This window comes from Candidatus Paceibacterota bacterium (genome assembly GCA_035583355.1).
Classification (GTDB): Bacteria; Patescibacteriota; Minisyncoccia; order Phycocordibacterales; family UBA6899; genus JAJZQJ01.
The window spans coordinates 232,310-253,514 of the sequence record DATEZQ010000003.1 but is presented as its reverse complement, the minus strand read 5'-3'; the positions used below and the strand labels follow the sequence as shown (position 1 = coordinate 253,514).

At 48.4% G+C, this 21,205-nt stretch carries 24 protein-coding genes, 1 tRNA gene and 2 rRNA genes; 7 read left to right on the top strand and 20 right to left on the bottom strand.

Going from position 1 to position 21,205, the window contains the following annotated elements; all coding sequences use genetic code 11:
- Nucleotides 1–83: 83 nt before the first annotated feature.
- The 5 genes from VJ579_02640 to VJ579_02620 form a co-directional block, all read right to left on the bottom strand.
- Nucleotides 84–494, bottom strand: coding sequence for a hypothetical protein (locus VJ579_02640; GenBank protein HXK37938.1), 411 nt, complete (start codon nt 492–494; stop codon nt 84–86).
- 129 nt (nt 495–623) lie between these two features.
- A tRNA-OTHER gene (locus VJ579_02635) sits at nt 624–693 on the bottom strand.
- Nucleotides 694–1,295: 602 nt separating this feature from the next.
- A 5S ribosomal RNA gene (gene rrf, locus VJ579_02630) occupies nt 1,296–1,406 on the bottom strand.
- Between the two features lie 138 nt (nt 1,407–1,544).
- A 23S ribosomal RNA gene (locus tag VJ579_02625) occupies nt 1,545–4,511 on the bottom strand.
- Nucleotides 4,512–5,241: 730 nt separating this feature from the next.
- Nucleotides 5,242–5,826: a YdcF family protein gene (locus VJ579_02620; protein ID HXK37937.1), complete on the bottom strand. Its 585-nt coding sequence runs from the start codon at nt 5,824–5,826 to the stop codon at nt 5,242–5,244.
- Between the two features lie 179 nt (nt 5,827–6,005).
- On the opposite strand from VJ579_02620, the gene VJ579_02615 reads away from it, so the two are divergent.
- The gene (locus VJ579_02615; GenBank protein HXK37936.1) at nt 6,006–6,365 is read left to right on the top strand and encodes a hypothetical protein; all 360 of its coding nucleotides are present in this window, start codon (nt 6,006–6,008) and stop codon (nt 6,363–6,365) included.
- Nucleotides 6,366–6,431: 66 nt separating this feature from the next.
- Here the strand turns inward: VJ579_02615 and VJ579_02610 are convergent, their stop codons facing one another.
- The 4 genes from VJ579_02610 to VJ579_02595 all read right to left on the bottom strand — a co-directional run bounded on the left by VJ579_02610 (nt 6,432) and on the right by VJ579_02595 (nt 10,309).
- A complete protein-coding gene (locus VJ579_02610) occupies nt 6,432–6,731 on the bottom strand; it encodes a rhodanese-like domain-containing protein (GenBank protein HXK37935.1) in 300 nt (99 codons plus the stop codon).
- Between the two features lie 58 nt (nt 6,732–6,789).
- On the bottom strand, nt 6,790–8,853 hold the full coding sequence (locus VJ579_02605) for a peptidoglycan-binding protein (protein ID HXK37934.1): 2,064 nt from the start codon (nt 8,851–8,853) through the stop codon (nt 6,790–6,792).
- A 116-nt stretch (nt 8,854–8,969) separates the two neighbouring features.
- On the bottom strand, nt 8,970–9,737 hold the full coding sequence (gene map, locus VJ579_02600; protein ID HXK37933.1) for a type I methionyl aminopeptidase: 768 nt from the start codon (nt 9,735–9,737) through the stop codon (nt 8,970–8,972).
- A gap of 83 nt (nt 9,738–9,820) precedes the next feature.
- On the bottom strand, nt 9,821–10,309 hold the full coding sequence (locus tag VJ579_02595; GenBank protein ID HXK37932.1) for a prepilin-type N-terminal cleavage/methylation domain-containing protein: 489 nt from the start codon (nt 10,307–10,309) through the stop codon (nt 9,821–9,823).
- 109 nt (nt 10,310–10,418) lie between these two features.
- Here VJ579_02595 and VJ579_02590 point away from each other — a divergent pair, with 109 nt between their 5' ends.
- From VJ579_02590 to VJ579_02570, 5 genes are all read left to right on the top strand, one after another.
- Nucleotides 10,419–11,015 (top strand): type II secretion system protein, encoded by a 597-nt coding sequence (locus VJ579_02590; GenBank protein ID HXK37931.1) that lies wholly within the window; start codon nt 10,419–10,421, stop codon nt 11,013–11,015.
- A gap of 89 nt (nt 11,016–11,104) precedes the next feature.
- Nucleotides 11,105–11,725 (top strand): nucleoside monophosphate kinase, encoded by a 621-nt coding sequence (locus VJ579_02585; GenBank protein HXK37930.1) that lies wholly within the window; start codon nt 11,105–11,107, stop codon nt 11,723–11,725.
- Nucleotides 11,726–11,821: 96 nt separating this feature from the next.
- Nucleotides 11,822–12,448, top strand: coding sequence for a hypothetical protein (locus VJ579_02580; GenBank protein HXK37929.1), 627 nt, complete (start codon nt 11,822–11,824; stop codon nt 12,446–12,448).
- A gap of 150 nt (nt 12,449–12,598) precedes the next feature.
- On the top strand, nt 12,599–13,243 hold the full coding sequence (locus VJ579_02575; GenBank protein HXK37928.1) for a hypothetical protein: 645 nt from the start codon (nt 12,599–12,601) through the stop codon (nt 13,241–13,243).
- Between the two features lie 144 nt (nt 13,244–13,387).
- On the top strand, nt 13,388–14,008 hold the full coding sequence (locus VJ579_02570) for a hypothetical protein (protein ID HXK37927.1): 621 nt from the start codon (nt 13,388–13,390) through the stop codon (nt 14,006–14,008).
- A gap of 268 nt (nt 14,009–14,276) precedes the next feature.
- On the opposite strand, the gene secY is transcribed toward VJ579_02570, so the two are convergent.
- Genes secY through VJ579_02535 form a run of 7 tightly spaced genes read right to left on the bottom strand, consistent with a single transcriptional unit; the run spans nt 14,277 to nt 18,227 of the window.
- The gene (gene secY / locus VJ579_02565) at nt 14,277–15,548 is read right to left on the bottom strand and encodes a preprotein translocase subunit SecY (protein HXK37926.1); all 1,272 of its coding nucleotides are present in this window, start codon (nt 15,546–15,548) and stop codon (nt 14,277–14,279) included.
- 22 nt (nt 15,549–15,570) lie between these two features.
- Nucleotides 15,571–16,014, bottom strand: a complete 444-nt coding sequence (gene rplO / locus VJ579_02560; protein HXK37925.1) for a 50S ribosomal protein L15 — start codon at nt 16,012–16,014, stop codon at nt 15,571–15,573.
- Nucleotides 16,015–16,019: 5 nt separating this feature from the next.
- Nucleotides 16,020–16,712, bottom strand: coding sequence for a 30S ribosomal protein S5 (locus tag VJ579_02555; GenBank protein HXK37924.1), 693 nt, complete (start codon nt 16,710–16,712; stop codon nt 16,020–16,022).
- Nucleotides 16,713–16,726: 14 nt separating this feature from the next.
- Complete coding sequence (gene rplR / locus VJ579_02550; GenBank protein ID HXK37923.1) at nt 16,727–17,080, bottom strand: 50S ribosomal protein L18; 354 nt, start codon at nt 17,078–17,080, stop codon at nt 16,727–16,729.
- A gap of 25 nt (nt 17,081–17,105) precedes the next feature.
- Nucleotides 17,106–17,639 (bottom strand): 50S ribosomal protein L6, encoded by a 534-nt coding sequence (gene rplF / locus VJ579_02545; GenBank protein HXK37922.1) that lies wholly within the window; start codon nt 17,637–17,639, stop codon nt 17,106–17,108.
- 1 nt (nt 17,640) lies between these two features.
- Nucleotides 17,641–18,048, bottom strand: a complete 408-nt coding sequence (gene rpsH / locus VJ579_02540) for a 30S ribosomal protein S8 (protein ID HXK37921.1) — start codon at nt 18,046–18,048, stop codon at nt 17,641–17,643.
- Nucleotides 18,042–18,227, bottom strand: coding sequence for a type Z 30S ribosomal protein S14 (locus tag VJ579_02535; GenBank protein HXK37920.1), 186 nt, complete (start codon nt 18,225–18,227; stop codon nt 18,042–18,044). The genes rpsH and VJ579_02535 overlap by 7 nt, the downstream gene beginning before the upstream one ends.
- A gap of 455 nt (nt 18,228–18,682) precedes the next feature.
- Here VJ579_02535 and VJ579_02530 point away from each other — a divergent pair, with 455 nt between their 5' ends.
- Nucleotides 18,683–19,231, top strand: a complete 549-nt coding sequence (locus VJ579_02530; GenBank protein HXK37919.1) for a hypothetical protein — start codon at nt 18,683–18,685, stop codon at nt 19,229–19,231.
- Nucleotides 19,232–19,257: 26 nt separating this feature from the next.
- On the opposite strand, the gene VJ579_02525 is transcribed toward VJ579_02530, so the two are convergent.
- From VJ579_02525 to rplN, 4 genes are all read right to left on the bottom strand, one after another.
- A complete protein-coding gene (locus VJ579_02525) occupies nt 19,258–19,794 on the bottom strand; it encodes a type II secretion system protein (protein ID HXK37918.1) in 537 nt (178 codons plus the stop codon).
- Between the two features lie 72 nt (nt 19,795–19,866).
- Nucleotides 19,867–20,499, bottom strand: a complete 633-nt coding sequence (gene rplE / locus VJ579_02520) for a 50S ribosomal protein L5 (protein ID HXK37917.1) — start codon at nt 20,497–20,499, stop codon at nt 19,867–19,869.
- A gap of 78 nt (nt 20,500–20,577) precedes the next feature.
- Nucleotides 20,578–20,799 carry a 50S ribosomal protein L24 gene (rplX, locus tag VJ579_02515; GenBank protein HXK37916.1) on the bottom strand — a complete coding sequence of 74 codons (222 nt, stop codon included), beginning with the start codon at nt 20,797–20,799 and terminating at the stop codon, nt 20,578–20,580.
- Nucleotides 20,800–20,819: 20 nt separating this feature from the next.
- A complete protein-coding gene (gene rplN, locus VJ579_02510; protein ID HXK37915.1) occupies nt 20,820–21,188 on the bottom strand; it encodes a 50S ribosomal protein L14 in 369 nt (122 codons plus the stop codon).
- Nucleotides 21,189–21,205: the final 17 nt, after the last annotated feature.

Below are 21,205 nucleotides of genomic sequence, written 5' to 3'. Positions count from 1 at the left end.
AATCTATTCCAAATTCGCGTTTTGTCGAGAGTTAGAAAAAGGACGTTTACGACGCTCGTCGTAAACGTCCAAATAGATTTACCCTAAGCAGGGACATCAAGTGCGAGGTACAGATTCGATATCTCCTCGAGAATACTGCTGAACTCAGCGGAGGGAGCAGTACCTGAGGTAACCGCCTCCGCATCAAGGATAGCGATGCCCGCTTCCAAGATCGAGGATTCCGTTTGCTTGTGATCCGACAATGAATCGACTGCGGAACGCAGCTTCTCGGTGACATGATTCATCTGCCTCATCACAACTGCATCATCTTCACTCGCAACGAAACGCACGGAGCCCATGCTCGAAAGCAAGGCGTTACGCAGACTACTATCACAGAGTGTGAGATAGCCCTGCAGCAACGCTCGCTGTGCCAAATGAAGATTGCAGAGCATCTGGAGCAGTAACGCGCTGAGCATTACCCCAGTATCAGAGCGGGACATCGACTGGTTCGACATAAGGCCTCCATATCAATAGGTGAATGAAAATTCAAGAGCAGGACTGATTTACACTACGACATGGTGGGAATATGTCAACTAAAATCGAAATAAAGAAAAACCCCATCACGTGGGGCTTAGAGATCTCTTTGGCGGAGCCGGAAGGAGTTGAACCTTCGCCTTCCATTCCCCAGGGAACAGACGCTCGCACGACGGCCCCAAAGAGCAAAGAAATTGGAGGAGCTGGCAGGCGGTAAGCCCACGACGAGATACGCAAACTTCGCGTACCAGAGGAGTAGTCACTCATACACGCCCCGAAAGGCAGCCCCATGGAAAGAACAAAGCCCTATAATATTAATTGAAAGTGCCAAAAAGTCAATCCCTGCCTCGCTCTTTCACCAAAAAGACGTTTAGCACGTTCGCCCTAAACATCCTTAAATGCGCATTTAAATATTTAAATATGTGCACATTTAACAATGAGCAACTCTGTGTATTGAGGCAGCGTACCTACCCGTGAGCGACTCAGCGCATCTCGGTATCATTGGCTTACCTGCTAGAGCGAGTGCGACGCAATCAGTGGATTGCGCATTTGCAGCGTACCTACCCGTGAGCGACTCAGCGTAGCTGAGGCGTGAGTTGATCTGACGCGCGGAGGCGCGACACTATCGGGCAAGAACGCCCTGGTCCCCGAAGGGGCGTTCTTTTATTTCCCCTCTTCTGACAAATTCAAGCCTCTGCAAAAGGCGGAGACCTTGCATTAAGAATTTAACATATAAGAAAAAACACTCTTTCGAGTGTTTCTTCATTCATTGTTTACATTGATCGAGGCAGCTACCTACTTTCCCCTCTTCTGAAGAGTATCATTGGCACTATCATGTTTCACTTCCGGGTTCGGAATGAGACCGGGTGGGTCCACAACGTCGAGCCACCTCTATCAATACAAACAATGTACTGTGAAGCTTTGAAAACTGAATCTTTAACAAAAGGTGTAATCATTGAGCAACTATCACGATTAAATCGTGTCGAAAATGTTGCGTGTTTCAGAACATAGTTCGTCCGCATGACTCCCTATGTTCCCAATAAATGGACAAATTAGTACTTCTCGGCTGAACACATTACTGTGCGTACACCTAAAGCCTATCAACGTAGTAATCTCCTACGAGTCTCATAACGAAATCTAATCTTAGAGTGGGTTTCCCGCTTAGATGCTTTCAGCGGTTATCCCTTCCCGACATAGCTACCCAGCAGGTGCCACTGGCGTGACAGCTGGTAGACCAGAGGTCAGTTCAACCCGGTCCTCTCGTACTAGGGTCAAATCTCTTCAAATTTCTGCGCCTGCAGCAGATAGGAAACCAACCTGTCTCACGACGGTTTGAACCCAGCTCGCGTATCTTTTTAATTGGCGAACAGCCAAACCCTTGGGACCTTCTCCAGCCCCAGGATAAGATGAGCCGACATCGAGGTGCCGAACTCCGTCGTCGATATGGACTCTTAGACGGAACTAGCCTGTTATCCCCAGAGTAACTTTTATCAGATGTGCTTCCACCGCGTCTAATGCGGATGGTCGGATCACTATGCACCGCTTTCGCGTCTGTGTGACACTTACGTCTTACAGTTAAGCTAACTTATGCCATTGCACTATCGGCACGGTGTCCATTCGCGCCTAGTTAACCTTAATTGACTCCTCCGTTACTTTTTAGGAGGAAAGCGCCCCACTTAAACTACCCACCAGATACTGTCTCCGAACGTTTTTTCCGTCCAGGTTAGAATATAAATTATCAAAGAGTGGTATTTCACTGTCGAGTCCACGTAAACCGAAACCTACGCTTCAACCTCTCCCACCTATGCTACGCAGAGAACACCTATATTCAATATCAAGCTATAGTAAAGCTTCTGGGGTCTTTTCGTCTAGCTGCAGGTAGAGGGCATCTTCACCCCCATTGTATTTTCACCGAGCGAGTCCTCGAGACAGTTATCAACTCATTACGCCATTCGTGCGCGTCGGAACTTACCCGACAAGGAATTTCGCTACCTTAGGACCGTTATAGTTACGGCCGACATTCACCGGGGCTTATATCGGTCAGCTCAGGGTTACCCCATCACCACCAATATTTGACCTTCCGGCATTGGTCAGGCGTCACCCCCTATACATCCTCTTACGAGTTCGCAGGGAGCTGTGTTTTTGTTAAACAGTTGGTTGATATACTTTCGCTGCGGCCTCTATTGCTAGAGGCAAGCCTTATCCCGAAGTTACGGCTGCTTTTTTGCCTAGTTCCTTGAGGACCTCTCACTCGTTCGCCTTAGTCTTCTCGACTTACCCACCTGTGTCGGTTTTCGGTACGGTTCCACGTATGTTGAAGCTTAGAAGATTTTCTCGGAAGCGTGCTTTGTAAGCTCAAAGGAGGCGAACCCCCAATTTGCGACTATGCTCGGATACGCGCCAGACGGATTTTCCTATCTGACATCCTCACATAAGCGACCTCAATCCAATAAGAGGCCTTACATACAACCCTTCGTCTCTCCATCGCACATACGCGAAGTGCAGGAATATTAACCTGCTGTCCATCGGGTCCGACTATCGTCATCCCCTTAGGACCGACTAACCCTACTCTGATTAACATAGAATAGGAAACCTTAGGTTTTCGGCGTGGGGGTTTCTCACCCCCATTGCGGTTACTTGTGCCAACATTCTCACTTCTGAACGCTCCACTGTGGGTTACCCCTTCAGCTTCAATGCGGATCAGAACGCTCTCCTACCGTACCCCACTTTACGAATAAAGTGACATACCCGCAGCTTCGGTACTATACTTAACCCCGTTTATCTTCGGCGCAGGTTCTCTTAGTGAGTGAGCTGTTACGCTTTCTTTAAATGATGGCTGCTTCTAAGCCAACATCCTCACTGTCGAAGAAAACCCACCACCTTACAATTGTACTTAGTATAGATTTAGGGACCTTAACTGGCGATCAAGGGCTGTTCCCCTTTTGACCGACGGACCTTCGCGCCCGTAGTCTTACTGCCTAGAAACTTAATCTCTGGTATTCGGAGTTTGATTGGATTGACGAGATTGCTCCCTATTCAGCCCATCCAGTGCTCTACCCCCAGAGGGTACTCTAGACGCTATGCCAAAACATATTTCGGAGAGAACCAGCTATTACGTAATTCGATTAGCTTTTCACTCCTACCCACAAGTCATCCGATGATGTCGAACTTTCAACCGGTTCGGGCCTCCATTCGTATTTCTACGAACTTCACCCTGCTCATGGGTAGCTCATCACGCTTCGGGTCTAATGTATACGACAATTCGCACTATTCATACTCGGTTTCCCTTGGCCTCCAGGACGAACTCCTTTAGGCAGGCCGCATACATTAACTCGTTGGCTCATTCTTCAATAGGCACGCCATGGAGGTCTTACGACCTCGCTGACTCCTTGTAGACATATGGTTTCAGAAATATTTCACCGTCCTCCCGGACTATTTTTCACCTTTCCCTCACGGTACTAGTTCACTATCGATCTGTAAGTAGTATTTAGCCTTACCAGTTAGTTCTGGCAGATTCCTCCAAGCTATTCGTGTCTTGGAGTACTCAGGTACGAGAGCCATAAAGACAGTTACATTTCACCTACCGGGCTATCACCGTCTAGGGCCGAGCTTTCCAGCTCGTTCAGTTATATAACTATTTTTTGACTTTACGGGTTACCCCCGCTCTCGCCCTACAACCCCTCTACATGGCATAGAACGAACGATTACTCATCCGCTCTATGCCGCATACAGGTTTGGGCTCTTTCCCTTTCGCTCGCCGCTACTCCGGAAATAACATTTGTTCTCTTTTCCTCTGGTTACTGAGATGTTTCACTTCACCAGGTTCGCTTCCTGCACTGCAGGATCTGTAGTCTTAAAACTACAGGAGTTGCCTCATTCGGAGACCTCCGGATCAAAGGTTGCTACGCACCTCCCCGAAGAATATCGTTGCTATGCCACGTCCTTCATCGCCTCTTACAGTCAAGGCATCCACCATACGCCCTTATGTTCATTGGGAACATAAGAAACCATAACCGCAACATTTTATCGAGTGGGCTATGCATTACTGCATAACCTACTTTTTCTCAGTTCTTCGCGAGCCTTCCGACGAAAAGACCAGTCTTTCGACTAATTTTTTTAGAAGGGCGCTTCTCTGAGTGTTGCTCAATGATTACACCTTTTGTTACACTGTATGATTCACGTAAGTCGATTACTCATCTCCTCACAATCATCAGTGGATTCAGTTTTCAAAGTTCGTACCCGACATGTTTTGCGATAAAAAAAGCGCGGTTCGCGCGGTTGCCTGTTTAAGGCGTCCGAGCAGTGGCGTTTCTTATTTCGTAGTAAACATATTTCAGGTGCTCTCAAGTATATTCGGATTCGGAAAATTGTCAAGCAATTTTCTCACAGTCTTCGTTTTCCCTTTCGGGTCGATTTCTGCGCTCCAAATTCCTTCTGAGCTGATGACGAGTATAGCAGAATACAGAATACTGTCAAGAAGACTTTTTGAAGAAATACGCCCAAAAATATGGATATTTCTGTCCTTTAGAAAATTTTCCATTTTAAGCGCTTAAAATCCCAAAAATATCATCTCTTGCCGTAGGTCGAACCTACCTTATTGCGCTCATGCGACGCCAAATGATGCTGCACACAATAGCTTTCCTATCCCCATGCAATCCACAGTTAAATAGGATATATTCGCTCTCTGTTTTTACAAATTAAGAAAAGGCCCATCACTGGGCCTTTGTGTTATCTGAAATAGTGAGCGAGCTTTGTGAGAAGTCTCGGGGAAAGTCTGCGACTCACCCACTCACGAATGCGTTCAAGCCGCACATGGAGGCTCTTCTTGTACGTGAGCATCTCTGCCCTACGCTCGGGGACGAGGTTGGCGACGACATCCTCCGCAGAAAGCACTTCGATGTTGAGATGCTGTGCAGCAAAGATTTTCTTGACGCGAGCCACATGGTAGCCGCTCGTAACGATGTGCAAGGTAAAGTACTGCACGTCCAGGAGAAGACGCTTCACGCACTGCGCGTTCTCCGCAGTATTCAGCGACTCCTCATCAAGGAGGATCTTCGGACACCGTGGTCCAAAATCCGAAGAAAGGAATCCTCGCGAAAGCGAGTAGGCCTCGCTCGGAAGACCGAAGCCTGCAGTCTCTCCCCCACTGCACACCAGTAGATCCACAGGTGCCTCTCGACAGATTGCCGCGAGTGCATCGACACGTAGTTGCGCATCCGGGTGAAGCGCCCAAGCGTTGGGATTATCTCCTTTTGCGCGCAAATACCTCTCGTGACTAAGCCTCTTTCCAAGAAGGACATAGACTTGCTGCATCACCGCCTCCAGGAACAATATGCTGCATCTAGCCTGCACCTAGAGCATGTAATTGTCAATTATCGCCTCTCTTCATGAGTTCTTCACACCTAATACTTTCATATATACAGTATTGGCATATAATAGAGTCATAGCCGCCACTGCGGTGTACACATTAACAATAATAATATTTTCATATTATGTGTGAATTTTGTAATCACGATCATCATCACAATGATGGAACGATGAGCGAACAGATGCATGGTCACGACCACATGCATGGCCATTGTGCGTGGAATAAGCATCGCGTGCTCCGCATCGTTCTCTTACTCGGTATGCTCCTCTTCGTCTTCTGGCTCGGCGTTAAGGTTGGTGAATTCCGCGGAGAGTTCGGTTATGGACGCATGATGAATGGTTATGGTGACTATGGTTACCGCAGCGGAATGATGCGTGGAGGCAACACCTACTACGGACAGGGCCGTGGCATGATGGGTGGATACTACTATCAGCAGGTACCTGTACAGCAACAGACTCTTCCTGTAAACCAATTTGGTATTTAAGCGACTGATTTCATACCGATTCATCGTTTGCTAAAATGTAAAAAAACAATCCCTCGGGGATTGTTTTTATAATACCATCATGCCGCCTTCGAGATTGGTGACATCAGTAAACCCAATTGCAGACATCATCTGTGCCGCCACCTGACTGCGACCGCCGCTTGCACAATACAGATAATACGGTTTTGTTTTATCGAGCTTCTGCACAGCATGCATAAAGTTCGGATGCGACACGTCAATATTTATTGCATGGGGAAGATGCTCGAGATCATACTCCCCATCCATGCGCACATCAATGACGACTGCATCCATAGGGAGTGCACCTTTCTTCTGGAGCACAATGAACTCCTCTATCGGTAAGTTCTTCATACCTATAGTCTATACAAGAAAAACCATCTCGCAAGCGCAAGATGGTTTTTCGATAATGCTAATTGCAAAGGAAACTCTTGATCTTCGCTCGTGTTTGCGGACCAACCGTTCCCGTCTGGCTGATACCATTGGCTTTCTGGAAACTCTTCACCGCCTTTGCAGTAAGTGCGCCATAGTATCCCGTAGGCTCTGCCTTGAGATAATCACCAGCGACAAGGAAACTCTGGAGCATTGTCACATCACTACTGTTTTTTGCGTCTTTTGAGCGCAATCCAAGACTTCGCTCAATGCCTACGCATGCCTCCAACTTCTTATCTGCCATTGGGGGATTAATTGTGCGTGGCGCAGATACTGCACTACTTGCTGCATTCTGCCTTGAAGCAGCTGCACGCTGCTGCATGTCTGCGCGCAATTTTGCAATGTAATCACTGATAGACTGCTGCGCACCTGCGCCACTCGTACCCGTAGTAAGCACAGGGAATGGCACTTGTCCGAGACGAACTGTATCGGTACGTTTACTATCACCAGTTTGATTGGTACTTCCTGGACCGCTTGTTTGCCCCACTGTAATCCATACTGCATCCGTTTTCTTACCTGTCGAAGGATCAGACATTTCGATACTGTGGCTACCATTTGGAGTAGTTGCTGGAACAGCAAACTTTACTCCCGCTGCAGTAGTCGCGCACCCCGAGCTGGTCACGCGCATGTTGCTGAACATTACGAAAGAGCTGCAGCTAAGATTTTCACCATGAATAACTATGGCCTGACCCTGCAAAGCACGGATTGGGTCGACCGTTGTTATCTTTGGCAAATTACTATCGTCAGGAGTCATGTCGGCAAGTTTCTTTGCCTCAAAAGTCATCTCATTGCTTAATGCTCTATTGTCATTCTTGCTGCCAAGGCGAATTTTATGAGTACCAACATTTAAGCTCGCAGGAATAGGTACATTGAGCACATAATATTGTGACCAAAACTCACTTGGCTGCTTCACACCATCAATAATAGCTACTGAGTCAGGATATATTCGTCCAGTGACGCGAATCGTAGCTCCTTCTTTATCAATAGGAACGAAAGTCCAATTTGCAAAATTTGCACCAACTCCAGAAATCATTGCGGGTCGATCCGCATCGTTGCGCACGATGAGTTGCAGCTTATTACTCTCAGCTCCTGGTAAAGACGGATTGGTGTCATTCGGATTATAAACTGAAACTTGATGCGTCCCTGCAGTTATCGTTTTGGGAATATTGAAAATGAATGGCTGTGGGTCACCACCTGCAAACTGCGCAGTATCGAGCTTCTTTCCATCAAGCCATACTTGCACATCCGTGAGCACTGTTGTGCCACGCTGCAGATTGTCTGCAACGACCTCAATATAATCAGTTTGGATATTATCGCTGTTATAAGTGACATCGCTTATCACACCGTTTGAATAGATCTTCAGCGTGCGAAGTATAGGTGTCTTGAGCGCATATGGCTCGGCAATATCAAAATTAATCTTATTACTCAAATGTCCATTATATAAAGCCTGCATGTAATGGTTGCCGAGCGCAAGCGATGTCGGAAGAACAACTTCTAGCGTAAGATCATCAATTGTCGGAGTGATGGCCGCAGCTGTATTACCATCGAAGACGATCTTCAGGCCGGGGCCAAAATTTGGACGTACACCCTGTCCGCACCCGAAGGTGTTTCCGGGCCCGTCAATCACCATGCGAAATCCCGGAGGAAGCTTATGCCATGGCCTATTGGTCACATTAATCTCTGGAGGATCGACAGGGAGAGGCTTCACAAAATGTACAAGGAACTGATTACTCACTACACCCGTATCTTTTTGCTTGACCTGGACATAGTAATCCCCGCCGCACGTCATGCCGAGCACAGTATTAAATGAAAGTACCGTTGGGCTTGAAGCACTAGGGACTACTTCATAATTTCCAAATAACACAACAGAATGAGAATCAAAACCCGATCCCGTGATGACCGCAGGTTCACCACCGGGAATACTGAGCGGTGTGACTTGAGTAATCACTGGAGCTACCGCGGCAGATGCTACCTGACTCATGGAGAGCAAGGTGAAAAATGTGAGAAGCAGAGTGCCGCAACCAAGGAGTGCACGTTTAATCATGGAGAAGAATTAAATTTTAAATGGGCGCAAGCGCGCATTATAATTATAGCATGTGCAACATAGGTGCAATAAAATTCCTGTGTGCAAACAAAAAGACCCCAAGGGGTCTTTTTCAATCATTCCATTGTAAGGACTTCGACACCCTTATCGGTAAAAGCGATTGTGTGCTCGAAGTGTGCGGCAGTAGCGCCAGAATGCGACACTATGGTCCAACCATCAGGCATCTGACGAATATCCTCAGTGCCATCGAGGATGAACATTGGTTCAATCGCGAGCACCATCCCTTGCTGGAGTCGAGGGCCCGTACCCTTGCGTCCGTAATTAGGCACATAAGGATCTTCGTGCACTCCGTGGCCAACACCATGGCCACCTAATTCGCGCACATTTCCGTATTTATGCTTAATCTGTACTTCTTCAATAGCTGCAGAAATGTCACCAATATGTCCTCCAATCTTCGCAGCATCAATACCTTTCCAAAGTGCCTCCTCGGTATAGCGCAAAAGATCTTTTACACGCTGTGGAGCATCACCTACGATTACTGAGAGTGCATGATCGGTCACCAGCCCTTTATGGGTCAGCCCAAGATCGATACTGACCACATCGCCATCCTTGATGACATAGTCACCGGGAATGCCGTGCACAATCTCATCATTGACCGAAATGCACAGTGCTGCGGGAAAAGGCCTGCGAGCTCCGCGTGGCTGATAGTTCTTGAATGGAGGAGTGTCCCCCATATCTCGGATAAGTTTTTCGGCATAGGCATCGACCTCACGAGTCGTCATACCTGGCTTGATATAGTCGCGCGTCATGCGCAAAACCTTCGCAAGACGCTTACCGCCCTCACGAAGTAGTTCTATTTCACCTGGAGACTTTATTAAAGACATTTGCCCATACTATCAAAAAGATGCAAAAAAAGCGAGTGCTCTCGCTTTTTCTTTTATGTGCACAAAACACGAATTCTATCCGATTATTTTGGATCCGCACATGAGGCAACCATGATTTGATTGTCCGCCCAGAGATTATTCGCCAGGCCACCCGCAGGCAATTCGGTGTTCGCGATGAAGCGATAACGCTGATTGCTATTCTGCGCAGGAGGAGGAAGCGCACACCACGAATCATAACGATAGAGTGGGTCGGTCGATGTTGCGAGTGGGTCTGCAGGAAGCTTTGAAATATATCCGCCACTAACAAGCACGAGCAAGCAACCACCTGCCTGGAAACTACGTCCATCGACTGCGGAGCAATTTCCGTCGGCTGCCTCAGGATACTTCCCCTTTGCATCGTAATACATCTCAAGTGCGATACGAATCTGATCGAGGTCACTGCGACGTTTCGCATCACGACTCTTTGCACGCGAAGTTGCGAGTGAGGCAAGCACCACGCTTGAAAGTAACGCAATAATCGCAATCACGACCAGTAATTCTATTAATGTAAAGCCACGTCGTCCATTGTTCATATAAATAGTATAGCATCATTTGCTATGACCGAAATCTGCTTTCACAAGCGAAATATGGATAATAAATAACATCCCCAGCGGCACCAAATGTATCTGCTATAATATTTCAATGGTTCGCAGAAATGAAAGTAGCAAAGATGACGTAGCACGCGTAGGAAAAAATCGTGCTTCAACGATCAAGGGTTTCACTCTCATCGAGCTCCTTGTAGTGATAGCAATTATCGGACTCCTCTCATCAGTTGTACTTGCAAGCCTCAAGGGCGCGAAGGTGAAGGCGCGCAATGCGCGAAGACTTGCGGATATTCACCAACTCGAAATGGCATTCCGAATGGTTGAGGACGCTTCAGGAACTCTTCCCGTTGTGGGTGATGGGTTCTGTATTGGAGAAACTGATGCAACTACATGCTGGGGAGACCGCGCTGTACCCGGAAATACATTTCTCAAAAATATTCTCAGCACCTACATTACGATTCCCAAGGACCCCGACACGAAACGTGGGTGGGGCGACCACTATATGTATATCGATGGGCAGATCAATGCGGGCTGCACCGTCGCCATAAGTACAGGAAAATACATTGCATGGAGACCAGAAGAAACTCCGTGGACCGATGCAGATTGCATGGGTGTAGGAGTAAGCGCGTGTTGCGGATATGGTCCATGTGATAGCGAAGGCGGATGGTATTGTGCGTATCGCCTCGGAGACTAATAGCAGCCAATTACACAAGTTGGCTGTTATTTTTCATAAACATATGTCCATCCTGCATTTTCTTTTTGTATTTATGCTATGATATTCCTATGAATACACCGCAACGAACATTCATCTTTATCGGGCCATCAGGCTGTGGTAAAGGTACTCAAGTCAAACTGCTACAGAACTACCTAAGAGAACAAGACCCAGGTTGTGAAATTTTCTATCATCAATCAGGAAACTACTTCCGAGAATTCGTAAAAGGAAATACGTACGCTGCAAATATCTCTCGTGATGCGCTGAATAATGGCGAACGACAGCCCGACTTCCTCGCAATGTGGATCTGGTCCAATACCTTTATTGCAAATCTCCATGGACATGAGCATCTCATTATCGACGGCTCACCACGCTCAATGAATGAACAACAGAATCTCGACATTGCACTGAAGTTCTTCAAGCGTGAGCAGCCTGTTGTCATCTATATGAACGTTTCTCATGATTGGGCACTCGCCCGCATGCTCGGCCGCGCAAAGGAAGAGGGCCGTGCCGATGATACGAAAGAGGCTATTGAGAAACGCCTTGCGTGGTACGAAAGTGATGTCCTCCCTGTTGTTGAACATTACCGCCGCGACCGTGACTACGATTTCATAGAGATTAATGGAGAGCAGAGTATCGAGGAGGTCCATAATGCTATAATCGCAATGGTCTTCAAGACAACAAATGATTAAAGAAATAGCCATATTTATGGCTATTTTTATAATCCTTTAACATTGACAAACATAATATACTATGTTAATATATGTACGGTTACCTAAGGAGGTTACATGTACAAACTGAGCTGCACACTCCGTAACGAGATCGAGGATCTTGTTGGCGAGGCGAATCTTGCCATGGCGAAGACCAAAGTAAGCCTTATTCCCTACTACGCCGCGGCAGACAAGCTTTTTGATGCGGGTCACTCCGCAACGGCCAGCCAGATGACCAAGCCCATCGACACGATGTTTAAGGACTGGGAAGTCTACCGTAGCGACCTCATCGAACTACTCGATGCGAAAAGCCGCACGATTCTCCATAAGTCCATCAAGCATATCAAGGGCCTCATCAAGACGCTCAATGGACTCCAGGAACTCAAGGAACCCTATGAGGCCGACCCTGAACCCGAGATCGCTCTGCGCCGCCTCATCGGCGAACGCTACAGCGAGACTCTTTGCCTGCGCAATGAACTTGCCAAGCATCTCGACTTCGGACTGCAAATGATCCTGCGCAAGGAGCCCTTCATTCTCAAGAAGATCGCCATAGCATTCGAGATCTACAATGGCATCGAACACTGTGGTCGACTGCACACCTTTGCAGAGCTCGAGAAGCTCTCCGAGTCAATCGAAAATGCAAAGGTGCTCATCACCGAATGTATCCATCTCGTCACGAATTACACTGACGGATTAGCCAAATAGCACAACCCGTACTTCAAAGGCCCGCTTCAGCGGGCTTTTTCACTCGTAATATTCGGAAGCTATGTGTGTAGTAACTTGCTATTTACCATGATATGTGTTAAAATCCGGCTTGAACTAACGCTCTTTTCAACAACCCCCTGTGAGGTGCTTATGCTGCACAAGCTTTCTACACTCTTTACATGGTTCACTTACCGACCAAAGTGGTATCTCGAAACACAACTCGAGGATCTTCTTACTCGGGCAAATGACATACTCAAAGAAGCAATCACAAAAGCTGCTGCGCACAGGCCGGCAGCTGCCGAAGCCAAAGCTGAGGGACATACCGCGACTGCGAACTTGCTACGCGATTTCAAGTCCTCGCTTGAACGGCAACACCAAATCCTTTCGGGTCCTTGGTCTGCTAACGCTATGACTGCAAACAAACGCATGCTACGCGCGGTAATCACAGATGTGCACAAGTACTGCGAAGAGCTTAGTACCAAGGTGTTCGAAATCGACTGGGAAGCAATGTGCGCACAAGAGACAGCACTGCGTCGTGAAATCGGAGACAAGGTGCGCAATGTCGACCACCTCAAGGCTGACATCACCGTCCTCATGCTCCAGAAACTTGGCATGCTCACCGTCCACGACACCGCGCCCATCCTCGACTTCGCAATGATCATCAAGGACTGGTCGGATCTCGTGAGCTCACCTCGGATCCATACTTTTGCGGGACTCAATGAGCACCTCCATACACTCACAAAGCTCGGGGGTCGCATGCACGAACTCAAAAGAACACTTGAGGATCTGCATTGACTTACAAAATCGCCGCCACAATAGTGGCGGTTTTTCTTTTACTTACGCTATGTTTGTTACTATAGCACTGACTCTATAATCTGGCCCCATTGCAATATATGACGATTATGGCAGTATGGCGAGAGAGACGAAAAAGGGGTGTACATGAAAGCGAATATGTCGCGCGAAGAACTCAAGAAAGCAATTGCAGAAAAAGGCGATGAGGCACAAAAGGAGTTCAGCAGCGTCGTCATATTCTACGACAAAGAGTGCTATCCGAAAGTGAAATTCCTTAGGCAGATTCCACTCAATGCCACCGCAGATGCTGTGGAGTCGCAGTACATGGCTTTCGTTGAAAAATTCCACGCGATACGGGAAGAGATTTCTGCTGTTCGATTTTATATGTCGAACAAAAAACTCCATGAGATCCTGGAGGAGTGGAATAGACTCATCAATGCAATCTTTGCATGGAAGCACGTGCTCGCAGAGCATACGAGCTCGCAAAGGGAACAAAACCTTCGCGAGATGATGCATGCACACATCGTGCGCATTAAACATTACAACCATTGCATTAATGAAATAGTCCAGACTCGTTTCACTGAAATTCGCGCGGAAGATCCAAATATTCTCAGCGCGCTTGCACTTATTCCTGCATCTCGAAAACTTTTCAATGACCTCTCCAGCGGCGAAACATTTGACGAGCTCGAGGACAACGTCAAGACGCTGAAAGATCTCGAATGCAGAGCACGCAAAATGTGCGAATCGCTCTCTGCACGCTACGCATAGCACAAACCACCCCTTGGGGTGGTTTTTCTATGCTTAAGATTCTAATGAGGGATTGTTGCTGAAACAAATGAACTATGTAGAAATACTATTCACACATAAACAACCATGAAACACTGAGTATTTTTGTCTGCGGCGGCCTCGCTGGAGCCCGATAATGTACAGTGGTACATGGAGGGCGAAGCGTGAGGTCGCCCCAGACAAAAAGACCAGTGCGGATATTTGGTACACGGAAGGAATACTAAAAACAAACCCCTTGCGGGGTTTGTTTTTAGTATTCTCTCATTGAGAGCTGAGCATTAAGCTGCTTCACCAAATCGGTGACCACAGACACAACGATCAAGATTGCTGTACCTCCAATAGCAAGTGCCTGGTTACCCGTGAGGCTTTGCATCACGAATGGCAACACGGCGATGACTGCAAGGAAGACTGCTCCAGGGAGCGTCGTACGCGCAACTACCTTTGCGAGATATTCTGAAGTCGAAACTCCAGGACGAATGCCGGGAATGAATGCACCACTCTGCTGGAGATTCTTCGCGATTGCATCGGGATCAAAAGTGACCGCGGTGTAGAAATACGTGAAGAAGAGCACAAGCAAGAAGTAGAGAATTGCATGAACCCAACCGCCTGAGATGTACGTCACCAAGAAATTACCAACGCTCTGCGCCATTGGACTTGCCATGCCCTTGAGGAAACCCCCAATGAGCTGTGGGAAGAGGAACATCGACAAAGCAAAGATAATCGGGATGACACCTGCCTGATTCACACGCAGTGGCAAGTACGTTGCGACACCACCAACCTGGCGGCCGCCGGCAACAGACTTTGCATACGTAATCGGAACAGGACGTTCTGCCTCAGACATCAAGATAATTGATGCGAGCACACCGAATGCAACCACAGCGAAGCCGAGGTACATCGGAATGTCTGCTGCGGTATAGTTCGCCGCAACCTGTGCAATGATACTTGGGATACGCTCCACGATACCGGCAAAGATAATGAGCGATGAGCCATTACCAATACCGAATTCCGTAATGAGTTCGCCGAGCCACATGAGGAGGAGTGATCCTGCCGTCACAATGAGCACGTTCATGAACAAGGTGAATGGTGTTGATGCGCCCAAGACGCCCTGATTCTGGAGAAGGACGAGGAGTCCAAAACCTTGAATGAGTGCAAGTGGTACGGTGATCAAACGACTCACCTGATAGAACTTCTTACGACCAATCTCGCCCTCCTCGTGATACATTGCCTTCAACTTAGGGAAGAGCATAGTGAGGAGCTGCATGATGATCGATGCAGTGATACTTGGACCGACGCCGAGCATCACGATAGAGAGATTGCCCAAACCGGAACCAGAGAACACATTGAGCAAACCAAGGAATTGGTTCTGCTCGAGGACGCGCGCGAGGCGGGCAGCGTCAACACCTGGAATAGGCACTGATGCTGCGAGGCGGAAGAGTACCAATGCACCGATCGTGAAGAGCATTCGACGACGAAGCACTGGGTCCGCGAAGATCGCGTGGACCTTATTGAAGAAGTTGGTCATACGCGTAAGTTAACAAGGTTAATTAAGCAGCGAGAACAGTAACCGTGCCGCCTGCCTTCTCAAATGCTGCAATAGCAGTCTTTGAAAGGATACAGCCTGTTACGTTAAGCTTCTTTGTGAGCGCACCAGTAGCAAGAATCTTGATTGCTGGTGTGCGACCTGCGAACGTACGGATGAGCTTCTTTTCGACGAGCGTTGCTGGAGAAACCGTAGCACCGTTCTCGAAATGCAATTCGATAGTAGCAAGATTGATCACTTCTGGCTTTGTCTCTGTTGAAGAGAACTTGTAACCACGAAGCTTTGGATACTTCTTGATGATATCGCGCATGTTTGGGCGAATGCGGTGACCAGCACGCGCCTTCTGACCCTTCGTACCGCGACCTGCGGTCTTACCGCGCTTACCACCACGACCAACACGGCTAGAGCCCATGTTGGCGTTGGTGCGCTTGAGTTCGTTTAACTGCATATGATTTACGCTTTAGCTTCTGCGAGAACTTCCTCAGACTTTACCGCTGCCTTCTTTGGGGCACGGAGATCAGAGAGAGCGACAATAGTTGCGCGAGCAATATTGAGCTTGTTCTTGCTACCTGACAAAATCTTTGCCGTCACGTCAGTAACGCCAGCGAGCTCGAGTACGTTACGTACTGCTGAACCTGCGACGAGACCGCGCTCTGGTGCGGGACGCATTTCGATGATTGCAGATGAACTCTTTGCACGAACATCATGCGCAATTGAATGCGTCTTTGTTGTACGTACAGTGATCATGTGCTTCTTTGCATCCTTCACTGCCTTCTCCATAGCAAGTGAGATATCACCTGCCTTACCTGTACCTACACCAACGCGACCCTTGCGGTCACCGATGATCATAGCTACAGCGAATGAGAAGCGGCGTCCTCCGGTGACCACACGGGCCACACGACGAACATCGATTGACTTCTGGTCGAACTCTGGCTTTGGGCGCTCCATGCGTCCACCGCGCTGACCATCACGGCCACCACGCTGTCCATCACGGCCACCACGTGCGCCTGCTCCTCCGCGAGCTCCTCCACGTGCTCCTCCAAAACTTGGACGTGCACCGGCTGCTCCTCGTGGGCTAAATGGGCGTGCTGCGGGGCGAGCACCTGCTGATGCTGGCGCTGCTGCTGGCTTGTTGTTTGCTTCCATATAAGTATTGCTGTTTAGAATGCGAGACCACCATCGCGGGCTGCATCTGCGAGTGCCTTGACGCGACCTGCGTAGAGGAAACCTCCACGGTCAAAGACTACTGTTGTGATTCCCTTTGCCTTTGCGGCAATTGCAAGCTGCTTACCAACTGCTTGAGCGCGCTCCATCTTGGTACCCTTCATGTCCTTGAGGTCATGAGCGGCTACAAGAGTGATGCCCTTCACATCGTCAATGAGCTGTGCCTGTACGTGTACCGCTGAACGGAATACGGCGAGGCGTGGCTTGTCTGCAGTACCTGATACCTTTGCGCGGATACGATTACCACGGCGCATACGGTTATACTGCTTCTGCTGTGTTTTATTCATCATAAGTTTATGTTAGGAGACGAATGCATTATGCACTCTTCTTACCCTGCTTACGGCGGATAACTTCACCAGCGTAACGAATACCCTTACCCTTGAAAGGCTCTGGCTTCTTGAGTGCGCGTACATCTGCGGCGAATGCACCGACAAGTTCCTTGTCGATACCCTCGATGTCGATAGTACCCTTACCTGTGGTTACCTTGAGACCCTTTGATACAGGAACGATGACGGGATGTGAGAATCCAAGCGCCATGTGAAGCTCGTCACCCTTTGCATCAGCCTTGAAGCCGACACCTTCGATAAGCAATTGCTTCTTGAAGCCCTCGGTTACACCGACGACCATGTTGCGAGCAAGTGCTGCTGCGGTTCCAAGCATTGGCTTCTCCTTACGCTCCTCTGTTTCGATAGCTACAGTGATCGCATTGTCTGCGATGGTGAACTTAACGAATGCAGGGAATGAACGTGAGAGCTCACCCTTAGGACCCTTGATGGTAAGCTTTGTACCATCGAGCTTTGCCTCAACTCCCTTTGGGAGGATCAACGGCTTTTTTGCGAGACGTGACATATTACCAGACCTTACAGATGACTTCGCCACCGACATGCTCCTTGCGTGCCTGTGAGTCGCTCATAATTCCCTTTGGCGTCGAGACGACCATGATGCCATAACCGTTCTTTACGGGGCGCAAATCTGCGGCTCCCATATACACACGGACGGATGAACGTGAAACACGCTCGATACCGCGGATGAATGGTGCACCTGCCTGACTCTTGAGACCGATTTCGATCACACGTACCTGGCGGTTACCAATCTTCTTGATCTTCTTCGTTGCGTATTCAACGAATCCCTCCTTGATGAGGACATTTGCAATGCGGAGCTTGATATCAGAATGTGGGACATCAACAATGTGCTTGCCTGCTGTACCTGCATTCTTGATACGCACCAACATATCTGCGATAGGATCGGTGACTACCATGATGACTTAGTTACTCCTGGGATCTTTCCCTCGTTTGCTAATTCACGGAAACAGATGCGACAGAGACCGAAGTCGCGAATGAAACCATGCTTGCGACCGCATTTGAAACAGCGGTTCACTGCACGTGTAGAAAACTTTGGAGTCTTCTTGCTACGCGCGATGACTGATTTTTTTGCCATACTTTGAAAGCGGACTTTTTTGCTGGGGTTACCGCGCTTCCCGCGCGAGACTCGGTCAATGTATATCGTATACACCTCTCTCGTCTCACGTGGTCCAGCGCGACAACCGCAGCGAAAAATCCTCGCTTTGTAAAATTACTACTTAAATAAAAATGCAGATTGCATACAGCAATAAGCACACTTACTAAGTGGCTTTGAATAATACGGGGAGCATATCGCGCAACACTTCTTTTGCGTCCAAAGAGGGCACAAAAGGAGAGTGGCGGATGACTTCTCCGTTCGATTAATCTACAGGAAATATGACGAAAAGTCAAGATATTTATGGCTAAAATTCTTGCCAAATAGATAGATTTCTCCGTTTCTCGATAAATGTGCAAATATCCTTCCCACTAGCCATTTTGACACAACAGTGACAAGGAGTAGTATGAGGATAGATAGAGTTCCCTGGAGGCCCCATGTTCCTCAAGCTCGCCCTTCTTGTCTGCTTCGTCCTGGCGTGGCTACTCATCGTGTCGATAAAGCGGCACATCATCAAGTCATTTTTGAACGACCTCGTGAAATGCGAAGAAGCGTGCCGTGAATTCACACAAAATCCCCTCCTTCCGGTCGGGAGCGTGACGGTCATGTATGCAATGATTACCCAAGCACGTAAGTCTTTCGAGGAAGGCACACTTCCCCTCTCTGCACTGCTTTCGAAACTTCCTGCGATGCAACAGTTCTGTGCCGAAGTCGAACACATTGCTTCGCCACTCTTGCTTTCGCATCTCGGGAATGAGCGATTCGTACTCGCGTGCAATGAACTCATTGCAAGTGGATTACCCCGTGCGATTAACATAGCGAAAGCGCACATGCCCGACCAGAACAAGGCGTTCGCGCATGCAATCGAAAATGCGGAGCAGACTGCGCTCGACGCTGGAGATGCGGACGAAAACGAACTCCTCTTCACCTACCGTCGTTGCGCAATCGCGAAGGCGGAGATGGACAACTTCGCTGCCTATTTATAAACAAAACCCGCTTCGGCGGGTTTTTCTTATGGTGTAATACAATATCGCCCTGCTGCTCCAGAGTAATTCGGCGCCTGCAGTAACGGAAGATTGAACACACTGACCTCAGATGAGAAAATAATGGAGTATCGCGTTGTACTGCCGACCGGAGCAGAGGATGGACACTGTCCGTATCCCTCCGGAATGTAGTCATAAGAATATGGAGCAACGTTGATTGGGTCCCTCGGTAGCCTCGTCATATATGGTGCAAGCAAAGGAAGAAAATCGCTATCCCACGTTGCAAGCCCAGAACTCGTAAGACGCTTAGCGCCCCATGAGGTCGTAGATGCAGGATCACTGAACGTAACGAAGTTCACTGAATTCGGAAAAAGTCCCCCGTGATCATCAGCATACAAATCAACCGCGCGCTGGATCTGCCTTATATCCGATATGCGTCGTGCGTCACGCGCCTTTGCACGTGCGGAAGAAAGTGCAGCAAGCACCACACTTGAGAGGAGTGCAATGATTGCGATAACCACGAGCAATTCGATCAACGTGAAACCTTTGCGAGATGATACTTTCATTTGCATAGTATAACATGAGCAAATTTAGAGTAAAACAAAAAGAACCCATTCGGGTTCTTTTTGAGAAAAAGATTATTTCTTCTTCTTTGCACTACGAGTGATATTGGTTGCACCCTTCTTTGTGCGCTTGAGTCCGCGACGTGTCGCAAGCTCAGCCTCAGGACGGAATGGGAAACCAAGATTCGTGAGGAATGCCTCAGCCTCTGCCTTTGTCTTACAGTTGGTGACAATCGTGATTGCCATACCAAAGACGTCTGCAAGGTTCTCATCGGCACACTCAGGGAACACTGTGTGCTCCTTGACGCCGAATGTTACGTTACCCATAGCGTCGATTGACTTGACGGAAAATCCGCGGAAGTCCTTCGTACGTGGGATAGCGATGTTGAGATACTTGTCGAGGAACGCGTACATACGAGCACCGCGCATGGTGACGAGCTGACCGATGATCTCGCCCTCACGGAGCTTGAATGTAGCGATCGACTTCTTTGCCTTGCGTGGAGATGCCTTCTGACCAGTGATGCTCGCGAGGCGGCTGACGATAAATTCAGCGCGCTTTTTGTCACCACGACCATTCTTACCTGTACCGATAGATACGAGTACCTTCTCGAGCTTTGGTGCCTGCATTGGGTTCGTGTAACCGAACTCCTTCTTCATGAGAGGATAAGCAGCTACTGCCTTCTCCTTCATAGATAATACTTTTGCCATATATGTGTTTTTGCGGAGATTATGCGATGAATCACATGTACCATTCCGCAATGGATTTAGTCCTTAAAATGATGTTGCTTATGCAACAACAGACAAGTTAGAAAGACTCACTGGGTGTGCCTTATCTACCGTCTGTCCCTTCTTGCCCTCCTGACGAGGCTTGATGTGGTCCTTCTTGAGGTTGATTCCCTCAACAAGTGCCTTGCCATCTGCCTTGAACATGCGGACAATCTTTCCCTTCTTACCCTTGTCATCTCCCGCGAGAACAACAACAGTGTCTCCCTTCTTGAAGTTTGCCATAGTGATGTACTTACGATTGATTAAATTACCTCAGGGGCAAGTGTACCGATCTTCTGGTATCCCTTCTCCACGAGTTCACGTGGGATTGGACCGAAGACGCGAGAACCGCGAGGCTCTCCCTTTGCGTCGAGAAGCACAACTGCATTCTCGTCGAAACGGATATATGAACCATCGGCGCGACGCTGTGCGTTTGCCTGACGAACGACAACGGCCTTACAGACGTCACCCTTCTTCACTGGCTTACGAGGCTCTGCGGTCTGAATAGAAAGTACGACGATATCACCAAGACCTGCGTAGCGGCGCTTTGAGCCACCGAGGACCTTGAAGACACGACCGATCTTTCCACCAGTATTATCCGCAATCTTTACAATTGAACGTGGCTGAATCATATGTTCGAAATGTTATG